A 12178-nucleotide genomic window follows, 5' to 3' on the forward strand; every position below is an offset into this window, starting at 1 on the left:
GCCGTCAGTGGCGGCGGGCCCCGACCGATCGGCGCAGGCGCCGTACCGCGGCCGCCAGCTCGGCTCCGGGGGCGCGGAACTCGGCGGCCCCCGCCGGCTCCGGCACGGCGGACCACAGGGCCAGCTCCGCGTCGCGTGGACCGTGTGCGGTGTACGGCCTGCCCTCGCCGAGGATCCGCACGGGGTGGGAGGAGTCCCAGGCCTGCCAGCCGGGGTCGCCGGTCGCCGCGAAGCGCACCCAGGCCGCGTGCATCGCGTCGCCCAGTTCCTGCGGGGCGCCCTCACCGGCCAGTTTCCTGGACTCGGGCACGTGCCCGGTGTCGAAGACGAATCCCAGCTCCAGGGCGTGGCAGGCACCGAGGTCGGGGAGGGCGGAGGGCCAGGCGAACTCGTACAGGTAGGAGGTGCCGGGGCGGGCGTCGGCGAGACGGTGCAGGGGCAGGCGCAACAGGTGGTCGGTGACCATCTGGCCGACGATCTCGGCGGCGCCGGCGTCCGGGTGGAGGGCGCGGTAGCCGCGGGGGACGTCGTGGCCGGCGTGGCAGCGGGCCATGGCTCCGGCCAGGGCGACGGGGCCGAGCCGGTCGACGCGTTCGATCAAGGCCCCGGGCACCAGCCACAGCCGGTACTCGTCGCGGGTCCAGCCCATCAGCAGGTCGACGCCGGGGGCGGCACCGTCCTCGACGAGCGCCTTGAGGGGGTCGCGGGGTACGAGGTCGCCGTCGACGACGATGCCGAACGCGGGTCCGCCCAGCACCGGGCTGCTGAGCCGGCCGGCCTCGGCCTGGGTGCGCAGCAGCAGCCCGCGGTCGACGGTGGCGAAGGCCTCCGCGGTGGCGGGGATCTTCAGCCGCGTGGCCATGCGGCGGACCATGCGCCGTACCCTGTCGCGGTCCGAGGACTCGGGTGGGCCGCTCTGCAGGACGGCCCGCCGGATCAGGCCCCGGGTCTGCGGCGCTGCGAGCAGGGCGCCGGTGCTGATCGCGCCGGCCGACTGTCCGCACAGGGTGATCCGGTCGGGGTCGCCGCCGAAACCGGCGATCGTCTCGTGGACCCAGCGCAGGGCGGTGAGCTGGTCGTGCAGTCCGGGGTTGGGCGGCGCGTCCGGGAACAGTCCGTAGCCCTCCACTCCGAGTCGGTAGTTGACCGAGACGAAGACGACGCCGTCCCGCGCGAAGGGGCTGCCGTCGTACACGGGCACGGCCGAGGATCCCCTGGTCAGCGCGCCGCCGTGCAGCCACACCAGGACGGGGAGCCGGGCGCCGCGGGCCGGCTCGGGGGTCCAGACGTTGAGGTTGAGGCAGTCGTCGCCGGCTATCTCCGGGTCGGACAGGTACTGGGCGAACGCCTCCGAGTACGGCGTTTTCGGTGCGGTGGGCCCGAAGGCGGTCGTGTCGCGCACTCCGTCCCAGGGCGCGGGCGGCTCGGGCGGGCGGAACCGGCGGGGGCCGAAGGGCGGGGCGGCGTAGGGGATGCCGCGGAACACCGCGACGCCCCGCTCGTACCGGCCGCGTACGGCCCCGTGGGGAGTCCTGATCACGGGGCCTGTCCGGTCTGCCGCCATCATCCACCACCGCCCTCGTGCGCACCCCGCACGGCCGCTCCGGTGCACCGTTCACAACAGAGCATCACAGTGCGTACGGGTATTCCGGTGCACAGCCCCCGCATTGGGCCGTTCGGACTACCCCGGCCGCTCCGGGCGGCCCGGGACCGCCCCACCCCGCCCGCGGCGTGGGCCGCGGCGTGGACGGGGGCCGCGCGCAGGGGCACGAGGTCGACGAGAACGGCCGACCCGACCTCGGCGAGGACTGAACGGACGTGCGAGCGGCCGGGCACCTCCCGCACGGGGTGCCCGGCCGTCGTCGTGAGCGGTCGTCATCGGACGGTGGCCGGCGCGCGCTGTTCGGCGCGGCCCGCGCCGTCAGTCCTCCTCGTCCTGACCGCCCGCCCGGACGAGGGCCTCGACCACGTCCACGGCGCTGCCGTCGTGGTCGCTGCCGGCGGTGCCGCTGCCGGACTGGACGTTGCCCGCCCGGTCGACCTCGAGGATCGAGTCCTTCTCCGAATTGTCGGTGCCGGTCCGCGAGTTGTCGATGACGGTGATCACGCTCCCGGACGCGGCGGCGGGTACGGCACCGACGGCGAGGAACGCCGTCGTGAGCACCGCGGCCGCCCGGAGGCGGGGCACGGCACGGGTCACACGCCCACGCCCTCGGGGGTGAGCCGCTCGCGGGCGATGTTGCGCTCCAGCAGGGTGGTGGACGCCTTCACGCCGATCCCGTCGGCGGGATCCACCTCCGGCAGCCGTCCGTCGGCAGCCTTCAGTCCGGAGAGCGCGGAGTCCATCGCCTGGTGCGCGGCGAACAGGCAGGGGGTGCTGTAGATCGCCACGTCGACGCCGAGGTCGGACAGTTCACCGAGCGACAGCCGCGGCGACTTGCCGCCCGCGATCTGGTTGAACAGCAGCGGCTTGTCCCCGACGACGTCGCGGATGCGCTTGATCCACTCGACGCTGCGCACGCCGTCGACCAGGACGACGTCCGCCTCGGTCGCGGCCAGCCGCTCGGCCCGGTGCAGGATTTCGTGCTCGTCGGTGGCGTCGGTGCGGGCCACGACCACCAGGTCCCTACGGGTCTCGAGGACCTTGTGCAGCTTCTCCAGGTACTCCTCCAGCGGCAGTACCTGCTTGCCCTCGGCGTGCCCGCAGCGGCGGGGCCGCTTCTGGTCCTCCAGGATCACCCCGGAGGCACCGATCCGCTCCAGGCCCTCGACGACGTGACAGGCGACCTCGGGATCGACGTAGCCGTCGTCGATGTCGACGAGCAGGTGGTGGTGCGGGAACGCGCCCCGCAGTCGCTGAACGAAGGCCACCATGTCCGGCCAGGCGATGAATCCGATGTCCGGCAGCCCGTAGTACGAGGCCGCGAAGCCGAAGCCCGAGACGAACATTCCGTCGTAGTGCTTGGCCGCGATCGACGCCGAGTACATGTCGTACACGCCGATCAGCGGTGTCGTCCCGGGCCCGGCGATGCGCTCGCGCAGCTTCTTACCGTAAGTCAAGGTCCGGCTCCTCCTGTGGGTGGGTGACGCGGAGCGGGGTGATCTCCGCGTCTCTACGCCCTTTGCCAAGTCAAGAGCATCTCTAGATATTCATGTGACCTTCCATGTACGCGACCTTTACTCACCCCAACGGTCGAACCGGTTCACCGCAGAAACGTCACGCGATGCCCCTTGCCGCCCACACCGGGCCGCCCGCCGTCGGCACCTCTCCCTCGGCGCACCTCGCCGGCGGAACATTCCGGCGACGCATTTGAACACGTTCAATTGCACCTCTAGGATCGGGTCCCTCGCCGGTGCGCGAAGGAGGGGCATGCGTCACACGATGAGAGGGCTCCGCCATGGCACGGAGCAGCTGGTGCGGTTCGGGGTGACACAGGCCCGGTGCTGCGCCTTCGCCGTGGCGCTGCTGGCGGGCATGGCCGCCTCCCGGCTGCCGCCCCATCTGCCGGTGGCCCGGTACGACCTGGTACTGGCCTACGGGGTGCTGCTCACCCTCGTCGCCCGGAGAGTGGGCTGGGAGTCCCGGCGCGACACCGCCGTGATCGCGGTCTGTCACGTGCTGGGGCTGCTGTTCGAACTGGTCAAGGTGCGCATGGGGTCGTGGAGTTACCCGGAGGAGGCGGTCACCAAGATCGCCGGCGTACCGCTGTACGGCGGCTTCATGTACGCGGCGGTCGCCAGTTACGTGTGCCGGGCCCGGCGGCTGATGCGGCTGCGCTTCACCCGCTACCGCGCCGCGGCCACGACCGCGGTGGCCGCCGCCGTGTACATCAACTTCTTCACCCACCACTGGATGCCCGACCTGCGCTGGCCGCTCGCGCTGGCCGCCGCGACCGCCGGCACCTGGGTCGGTTTCAGCGTCGGCACCCACCGCTACCGGATGCCGCTGGCCATCGCCTTCGTGCTGATCGGGTTCTTCCTGTGGGTCGCCGAGAACGCCGCCACCTACGCCGGCGCCTGGAGCTACCCGCAGCAGCTCGCCGGCTGGCAGCCGGTCCCGCCGGCCAAGTTCGGCGCCTGGTCCCTGCTGATCAGCGTGACGTTCGTGCTCGTCGAACACCTCTCGTCGGCCGAACCGGACCGGGGCACCGCCCGCCCGGAACCGGACCGGCGCGCGCCACGGGTGTCCGATTCCTTCAAGACCGGCTGACCGGCACCCGCCTACGGTGGCCGCATGACCGCACGATTCGCCGTGATCGGCGTGGTGGCCTCGGATCTCGCCGCCTCACTCGCCTTCTACCGCCGCCTAGGCCTGGCGTTCCCCGCCGGGGCCGAGGAACAGCCCCACGTCGAGGCCGAGCTGCCCGGCGGGCTGATCCTCGCGCTCGACACCGAGGAGACCGTCCGCTCCTTCCACCCCGGCTGGCGGCCCCCCGCCGGCACGGGCCGGGTCGGGCTCGCCTTCCGCTGCGACTCACCGGCCCACGTCGACGCCCTGTACGAGGAGCTGGTCGGCGCGGGACACCACGGCGAGCTGAAACCGTGGGACGCCTTCTGGGGCCAGCGGTACGCCACCGTGCACGATCCCGACGGCAACGGCGTCGATCTGTTCGCCCCGCTACCCGCCGCCGCGGAGTAGCTCTCCGAGCGGCCTGCCGGCCAGCCGCCGCACCTCGCGCGCGAGGTGCGGCTGGTCCGCGTACCCGGCACGCGTCGCCGTCTCCGCGTACGGCACCCCGGAGCGAGCCAGCGCCAGCGCCCGTCGCAGACGCAGGATGCGGGCCAGCGTCTTGGGCCCGTAGCCGAAGGAGGCCTGACAACGGCGGTGCAACTGGCGCGCGCCGATCCCCAGTTCGGCGGCCGCCACGGACACCGGGCACCCCTGCGCCAGTCGTTCCACCAGCCGGCGCAACCGTGGGTCGGGGGCCGCCGACCACGCCGCCCGGTCCAGCGCGATCTCCTCCAGGGCCGTGGCCGCGTCGGGCGCAGCCGCCACCCGGTCGCGCAGTCGCCGGACCAGGGCGCCGGGCCACAGGTCCGCCAGGTCCGCCCGGTGGTCGAGCAGTTCGCACGCCGGTAGGCCGAGCAGGGCGGGGGCGGTGCCGGGGAAGAAACGGACACCCGCCCAGGGGCGGGCCGGGCCCTCGATGACATGCGGCCCGGTGTCCGGGCCGGCGACCAGCAGCCGGCCGTCGCTCCACATCAGATCCATGCACCCGTCGGGCAGCACCGGCGCGGTCCCGGCTCCGGCCGGGGTGTTCGTCCACACCACCGCGCCGGCCAGCCGCGACTTCCGCTCCGCGTACACGAGTGCCAGCGTACGTCGCGACGGGCACCGGCACGCCGCCGGGGCAGCCGCTTCCGCCCGGTGCTCCCGCGGACTCTCGTCGTACACCTGTTCGCAGGATGGGGCGAGGGTGATCGCGCTGCCGTGGCCGCTCCGGTGGACGGTGCGCCGGACACCCGGGCCCCCATGGACGTCCCGGGCCACCGGCCCCGGGCCACCGCACCGACGCTCGAGGTCACGGCTCCCGGTGCGGTGTGTCGTCGCCGTCCGTGCGGCCGGCCCGGTGGGGGTGGTGCGGGTTCTTCGCGTGGGTGCGCAGGCGGGCCGTGACGTCCTCGGGGGGCAGGAAGCGGGACCAGCGCTCGGGGAACTCGGAGGGCATGTCGGGATCGTCGGGGTCGGGGTCGGCCTCACGGACGGCCGCGGCCCGGGCGACGTACTCGGCTACCTGCGCCTGGCGCATCCGCTCGTTCGCCTCACGGGCGGCCGCCGTGGCCGCGGCGGGCCAGACGCGGTCGATGGCCGCGTTCACCGCCGCGCCGACGAGCACGGCGAAGGCGGACACCCCGATCCACAGCAGGACGGCCACGGCGGCGGCCAGTGAGCCGTAGATGGTGGCGCCCTCGATGGTGTGGGTGAGGTAGATGCGCAGCAGGAAGCTGCCCAGGACCCACATGGCGAGGGCCACCAGGGCGCCGGGGACGTCCTCGATCCACGGGGAGCGGACCGGCACCGAGACGTGGTACAGCGTCGTCAGGAAGGCGATGGACAGGACGATCACGACCGGCCAGTACAGGACCTGGACGACCGTCTCCGACCAGGGCACCACCCCGACCACCGCGTCCGGGCCGGCCACCATCAGCGGCAGCGCGACCGAGCCGATCAGCAGCGCCACGATGAACAGCAGGAAGGCCATGATCCGGGTCTTGACGATGCCCCGTACGCCGTCGAGGCCGTACATGACCGTGATGGTGTCGATGAAGACGTTCACCGCGCGCGAGCCCGACCACAGCGCGAAAAGGAAGCCGATGGAGATGACGTCGGGCCGGCCGCCCTGCATCACGTCGTGCAGGATCGGCTGGGCGATCTCCTTCACGCCCTTGTCGGACAGCACCGTGCGGGACGCCTCGAGGAGGTTGCTCTCCAGGCTGTGGATGGTGTCGGCGCCGGTCCAGTCGTCGACGTAGCCGAGCAGTCCGATGAGGCTGAGCAGCAGGGGCGGCACGGAAAGCAGCGTGAAGAACGCCGCCTCGGCCGCCAGGCCCAGGATGCGGTACTCCATGCAGGAGTTGACGGTGTCCTTGAGCAGCAGCCAGGCGGTCCTGCGCTTGGAGACGTTCCGATAGAGGGCTCTGGCCCGGTGGAGGCGACCGGCGGGCCGCTCGGGGGGTTCACTTGCTGGCTGCACGACCCAAAGGTATCCGCAGCGACGGACCGCACTCACCTTGCGGGCCGGGGGACCGGATCCTCGCGGGCGTCGAGGCCGCCGTTCCGGGTGCCGGCCGCCGGAGTCCGCGGGGCGGCGGAACGCCTCAGGGGCGGCTGCCGGGGCCCCTGTGCCACTCTGGAGGCCATCATCGGCGCCGTCCCGGGTAGGTTCGCGAGTATGGCAGGCACCTCCACCCACACCGTGGCGAACCAGCCGCCCCCGCTGGTCGGATACGACGTCTTCACGGCCGACCGGGCCCTCGTCGAGGCGGTCGAGCGGTACACCGGCCCGGACCTGCTGGACGAGGTGCGCGACGAGCTGTCCGCGCTCGGCCGGGCCGCCGGCTCCGCCCAGCTGCAGGAGTGGGCGGTCCAGGCGAACGAGCACCCGCCCCGGCTGCGCACCCACGACCGCTACGGCCACCGGATCGACGAGGTCGACTTCCACCCGGCCTGGCACCGGCTGCTCGGCAAGGGCGTCTCGGCGGGCCTGACGGGGGCCTGGAGCCGGCCGGCCGGGCATGTGCGCCGGGCGGCCGGCTTCCTGGTCTGGACCCAGGTCGAGGCGGGCAACTGCTGCCCACTGTCGATGACCCACGCGGCCGTGCCCGCCCTGCGCGGCGACCCGGAGCTGGCCGCCGAGTGGGAGCCGCGGCTGGCCTCCACGGTCTACGACCGCGAGCTGCGCCCCGCCGGACGGAAGCCCGGGGCGGTCTTCGGTATGGGCATGACCGAGAAACAGGGCGGCAGCGACGTACGCGCGAACACCACGGCGGCGCACCCCCTGACCGAGGCGGGCACGTACGTGCTGACCGGGCACAAGTGGTTCTGCTCGGCACCCATGTCGGACGCCTTCCTGGTGCTGGCCCGGGCACCCGGCGGGCTGACCTGCTTCATGGTCCCGCGCGTCCTCGCCGACGGCACCCGCAACGTCTTCCGCATCCAGCGGCTGAAGGACAAACTGGGCAACCGGTCCAACGCCTCCGCCGAGGTCGAGTTCGACGGCACCTGGGCGCGCCGGGTCGGCGAGGAGGGGCGCGGGGTGCGGACCATCATCGGGATGGTCGCCGCGACCCGGCTGGACTGCGCCCTCGGCTCGGCGGGCCTGATGCGGCAGGCGGTGGCCCAGGCGATCCACCACAGCGCTCACCGGGAGGCGTTCGGCGGCAAGCTGATCGACAAGCCGCTGATGCGCAACGTCCTGGCCGATCTCGCGCTGGAGTCCGAGGCCGCGACGGCGCTCGCACTGCGGCTCGCCGCCGCCTACGACGACGGCGGCGAACGGGAGCGCGCCTTCCTGCGGCTCGCGGTACCGGCCGCGAAGTTCTGGATCACCAAGCGGTGCGCGCCGGTGGCCGTGGAGGCCGCGGAGTGCCTGGGCGGCAACGGGTACGTCGAGGAGTCGGGGCTGCCCCGGCTGGTGCGCGAGTCGCCGCTGAACTCCGTCTGGGAGGGCGCCGGGAACGTCCAGGCGCTGGACGTGCTCAGGGCGTTGCAGCGGGAGCCGGCGGCGCTGGACGCCTGCCTCACCGAGATCGGTCGGGCGCACGGCGCCGACCACCGTCTGGACCGGGCGGTGAAGGACCTGTTCACCGAACTCGCGGACCTGGAGGGCATCGAGGGGCGGGCGCGGCGGGTGGCCGAGCGGCTGGCGCTGGTGCTGCAGGGCTCGCTGCTGGTGCGGCACGCGCCGCCGGAGGTCGCCGACGCGTTCTGCGCCGCACGGCTGGGCGGCGACCACGGCGCGTCCTTCGGCACCTTGCCGACCGGTCTGGACCTGGCCTCGGTGGTGGAACGGGCGCGACCGGTCCCCTGATCACGGGCCGGCTGCCGGGCAGGGACGAGGGGCCGCGGGCGTGCGCCGGCCCACGAATCGGCCGCGAGGCGCGAACCGCCGTTCCCGGCGGGCCGGTACGGACGGGCATTGGACCGGCGCGAAACGGCCGGCGGGGCCAACCCGCGCCGGAAGCCGCCTCGTGACCGGTGGCCGAAGCCCGGCGGGGGTGGTGCTGCGCCGACACGGCACCACCCTCGCCTCCTGGGCCCGTTGAAGGCCGTGACGCCGCCCGCGGGCGGCGTCACGGTCAAGTCTCGGCCACTCTCCGGCGGTCCACCAGGGTTGCAAGGGGTTGCAACTTGTCGGCCCACGTGTGCGGAGTGTGCGCCTCCGGCCCGCCCGGAGCGGCAGTATGGAAGGCACCGTCGGACCGGAAACCGCCGCCCGGACGACTTGACAAGTCTGTTCTACGCCCTTTCCGGGAGGCCTCAGTGGTGAACCCGCCGATGAACATGGCGCGCTTGGCGGCCATGGACGCGACGCTGGCGGCGCGGATGCTGAACGAGGTACGCGAGGCCACACTCGCCGGACAACGTGCGCGGATCGCCCCCCGGCCGGTGATCGAGCAGTCCTGGGGACGGATGCTGCGCGGCGGGGTCGACCCCGACCACGACTTCAGATCGGGTCTGCTGTCCGGCGACGAAGTCCGGCGCAGGCGCGAGGAGTCACCGCTGCGGCAGGTGCTGCCGGTGCTGCGCGTGGGTCTGCTTTCGGTCGCGGACGCCGCCCAGCACATCATGGTCATCGCGGACGCCGAGGGGCGTGTGCTGTGGCGGGAGGGATCGAGACGGGTGCTGCGCAAGGCCGACGGTCTCGGTCTTCAGCCCGGTGCGGACTGGCGGGAAGACGTCGTCGGGACCAACGGAGTGGGCACCCCGGTGGTCGTACGACGGCCCGTGCAGGTCTTCGCCGGCGAGCACTTCGTGCGCTCGCACACGTCCTGGACCTGCACCGGCGCGCCGATCATCGACCCCAGGGACGGCAGGCTGATCGGTGTCGTGGACGTCAGCGGTCCGCTGGAGACCATGCATCCGGCGACCCTGGCCTGGGTGGACTCGGTGGCGAAGCTGGCCGAGGCGCACCTGAGAGAGGCGCATCTGGCCTCGCTGGAACGGCTGCGCGCGGTGGCGGCTCCCGCACTGGCCCGGTTGGGCGGGCGGGCGTTGGCGGTGGACCGGGACGGCTGGGCCGCGGCGGTGACCGGGATGCCGTACGTGCGGCGGATCGGACTGCCCGCCTCGCTGTCACCCGGCAGCCGGTGGCTGCCGGCGCTCGGCTCGTGCACGGTGGAGCCGCTGGCGGGGGGCTGGTTGCTGCGGGTCGAGGACGAGCCGCTCGCCACCGGGACCCCCCGGATCGTGCTCGATCTCCTCCGGCCGGACCGCTGTGCGCTCACGGTCGAGGCCCCGGCGGGCTCCTGGTCCCGGGAACTCAGTCCGCGGCACGCCGAGTTGCTGTTCCTGCTCACCGAACACCGGTCCGGGCGAGGCGCGGCGGGGCTCGCGGACGACCTGTTCGGCGATGCGTCCAGGACGGTGACCGTCCGCGCGGAGATGTCGCGGATCAGGCGCTATCTCGGGGAGCTGCTGCACCACCGGCCCTACCGCTTCCACGAGGACGCGGAGGTCGAGGTGCTCCTGCCCGACGACCCCCGAGACCTGCTCCCCCGATCCACGGGACCGGCGGTGACACGAAGACGGGCAGCGGCCGGGGGCGGCCCGCCGCTGCGTCCGTGAGGAACGGCCGATCCGCGTGCGAGGGGGCGATGCACGTGTGGGGGGCGGCCGATGCGTATGCGGGTGGGGCCGGTGCACGCGTGCGGGGCGGCCGACGCGTATGCGAGGGGAGGTCCTGTGCGCCCCCGGCGGCGGCCGGCGAACCCCCGGTTGCGGTCGATGCCTCCGTGCGGAACCGGACGCCGACGCGCCCGTGCGGGGCCGGTCCGGAGGTTCACCGAGCGTGCCTTCCGCATATTTGCGGGGTCTTCGCCCCGCGCGGCCCATTGCTGCCGTAGCATCCCCTACGGGCCTCCCCACCTGCTCCTCGGTCAACGTACGGATCACCAGGCGCAGTTGGCCCACTCGGGAGGAGACATGAAGCATCGCGGCAGACACCGCCGACGCAGACGGGGCGCCGCACTGCGCGCGGTCCTGACCGGCACCGCGCTGGCACTCACCGCGGCGGCCACCCTGATCAGCGTCTCCCAGGCAGACGTGACCGAGAGTCCCGGCGCGCTCAGACCACTGACCTCCCGCGCGGACACCGGCCCGCTCCGGCTCCGGGAGCAACGGGTGCCGGCCCACGCGCTGAACCGGCTCTCCGCCGCGATGGGCGGTCCGGTCGGCGTCGACGCCGTACTGGAGAACACCGACCGCTCCATGCGGCAGGGCTCCGCCTGCTCCGGCGACGACCGCGCGTCCCTGCCCCTCACACCGGCCGCCGCCCACGCCTACTGCTGGGACCCGGCCGACGCCGCGTCCACGGCCTGGCGCCCGACCGCCGTGACCACCTCCGGCGACGCCGCCGACGACGGCGTCTGGGGCAGGCACCGAGCAGTCCTGACCGGCTGGACCCACAGCACCACCACCGGGCGCCCGACCGAACGCGGCCTCGCCCGCATCGCCTTCGCCGACGCCGACGACCCCGACCACCTCGCCTACCGCTGGGTGCTGCCGGTCGTCCCGGTCCAGGACGGCCGGGACTACCGGGCCCTGACCTCCGGCATCTCCGGCATGGCCTGGTACCGGAACAAGCTGCTGGTCAGCACGTCGGCCGGCGGCGCCGACGCGCTCTACGTCTACGACCTCGACCGCATCCAGCGCACCACGGTCGACGGGCCCGCGGTCGGCCGGGTGCCGGGCGGCTGGTCCGCGGACGGCTACCGCTATGTACTGCCCGCGGTCGGCTCGTACCGCTTCACCTCCGGCCGTTGCACCGCCTCCGGGCCGCCCTGCCCCGGCGCCCTCGCCGTCGACCGGGGCACAGCACCGGACAGCCTGGTCGCCGCGGAGTGGACCGCACCCGGCAGCGACCGGAAGGCCAGGCTGTGGCGGTACGCGTTCAACACGGACAACGCGAGCAACGCGGACAAGACGGCCGGCTCGGGCAGTGTCACCCCGGCCGGCGCGGACGGTACGGGCAGCGTGGAACCCGCACGCGGCGGCCCGCTCGCCACGGACGCCGCGGGGCGGGTGGACGCGGTGGAGGCCTACCGGATCCGGGCGGCCGGGATCCGGGGAGTGCTGTCGTACCGGCACCCCGGAGCGGACGCGTCGTCCTGGTATGTGGGACGACTGCCCGATTCCCGGGACGGACACGGGGGCCTGTGGCGGCTGGACGGCGAGGGGGCGCAGGGCGCCCGCTGCGGCGCGGACGCCTCGCACCACTGCTGGGCGCGGAAAACGGGCTCTCTCTCCTATGGGCAGGAGACGGGAGAGGTGTGGTCGCTCTCGGACCGGATGCTCTTCTCCCTGCCCCTCGCCGCGCTCGACCGCTCGCTGAAGTGACGGGGCGGCGCCGGCCGCCGCGGAGGGTGCGCCGGACGGCGGTGCCCGAGCCGGCCGGCGAGGTGCGCCGCAGCGGGCAGTCGGGCGGTACGGCCCTGTTCCGTCCGGCGTGACCCGGCC

10 protein-coding genes are annotated in these 12178 nt (G+C 73.7%); 5 read left to right on the forward strand and 5 right to left on the reverse strand.

Translation table 11 applies throughout. The annotated features are described in order from the left end of the window. Positions 1 to 4: 4 nt before the first annotated feature. The 3 genes from ACGFT2_RS21520 to ACGFT2_RS21530 form a co-directional block, all read right to left on the reverse strand. A complete protein-coding gene (locus ACGFT2_RS21520) occupies positions 5 to 1564 on the reverse strand; it encodes a carboxylesterase/lipase family protein (RefSeq protein WP_393280982.1) in 1560 nt (519 codons plus the stop codon). Between the two features lie 357 nt (positions 1565 to 1921). Further along, a complete protein-coding gene (locus ACGFT2_RS21525) occupies positions 1922 to 2200 on the reverse strand; it encodes a hypothetical protein (protein WP_393280582.1) in 279 nt (92 codons plus the stop codon). Continuing rightward, on the reverse strand, positions 2197 to 3060 hold the full coding sequence (locus tag ACGFT2_RS21530; RefSeq protein WP_393280585.1) for an oxaloacetate decarboxylase: 864 nt from the start codon (positions 3058 to 3060) through the stop codon (positions 2197 to 2199). The genes ACGFT2_RS21525 and ACGFT2_RS21530 overlap by 4 nt, the downstream gene beginning before the upstream one ends. Positions 3061 to 3370: 310 nt before the next feature. On the opposite strand from ACGFT2_RS21530, the gene ACGFT2_RS21535 reads away from it, so the two are divergent. Both ACGFT2_RS21535 and ACGFT2_RS21540 read left to right on the forward strand, forming a co-directional pair. Continuing rightward, positions 3371 to 4210, forward strand: a complete 840-nt coding sequence (locus ACGFT2_RS21535; protein WP_393280588.1) for a DUF817 domain-containing protein — start codon at positions 3371 to 3373, stop codon at positions 4208 to 4210. A 24-nt stretch (positions 4211 to 4234) separates the two neighbouring features. Continuing rightward, the gene (locus tag ACGFT2_RS21540) at positions 4235 to 4639 is read left to right on the forward strand and encodes a VOC family protein (protein ID WP_393280591.1); all 405 of its coding nucleotides are present in this window, start codon (positions 4235 to 4237) and stop codon (positions 4637 to 4639) included. Here ACGFT2_RS21540 and ACGFT2_RS21545 read toward each other — a convergent pair. Then, a complete protein-coding gene (locus ACGFT2_RS21545; protein WP_393280593.1) occupies positions 4619 to 5308 on the reverse strand; it encodes a helix-turn-helix domain-containing protein in 690 nt (229 codons plus the stop codon). The two genes, ACGFT2_RS21540 and ACGFT2_RS21545, sit on opposite strands and share 21 nt — an antisense overlap. A gap of 214 nt (positions 5309 to 5522) precedes the next feature. Further along, entirely contained in the window at positions 5523 to 6695 is a 1173-nt protein-coding gene (locus ACGFT2_RS21550) for a YihY/virulence factor BrkB family protein (RefSeq protein ID WP_393280595.1), read from the reverse strand. A gap of 198 nt (positions 6696 to 6893) precedes the next feature. Between ACGFT2_RS21550 and ACGFT2_RS21555 the strand changes: the two genes are divergently transcribed. From ACGFT2_RS21555 to ACGFT2_RS21565, 3 genes are all read left to right on the forward strand, one after another. Next, complete coding sequence (locus ACGFT2_RS21555) at positions 6894 to 8531, forward strand: acyl-CoA dehydrogenase family protein (RefSeq protein ID WP_393280598.1); 1638 nt, start codon at positions 6894 to 6896, stop codon at positions 8529 to 8531. 467 nt (positions 8532 to 8998) lie between these two features. Beyond that, on the forward strand, positions 8999 to 10288 hold the full coding sequence (locus ACGFT2_RS21560; RefSeq protein WP_393280600.1) for a GAF domain-containing protein: 1290 nt from the start codon (positions 8999 to 9001) through the stop codon (positions 10286 to 10288). 357 nt (positions 10289 to 10645) lie between these two features. Next, positions 10646 to 12058 (forward strand): hypothetical protein, encoded by a 1413-nt coding sequence (locus ACGFT2_RS21565; RefSeq protein ID WP_393280602.1) that lies wholly within the window; start codon positions 10646 to 10648, stop codon positions 12056 to 12058. Positions 12059 to 12178 lie beyond the last annotated feature (120 nt).

Origin of the sequence: Streptomyces sp. NPDC048514 (genome assembly GCF_043199955.1) — a bacterium.
In the GTDB taxonomy this organism is placed as follows: Bacteria; Actinomycetota; Actinomycetes; order Streptomycetales; family Streptomycetaceae; genus Streptomyces.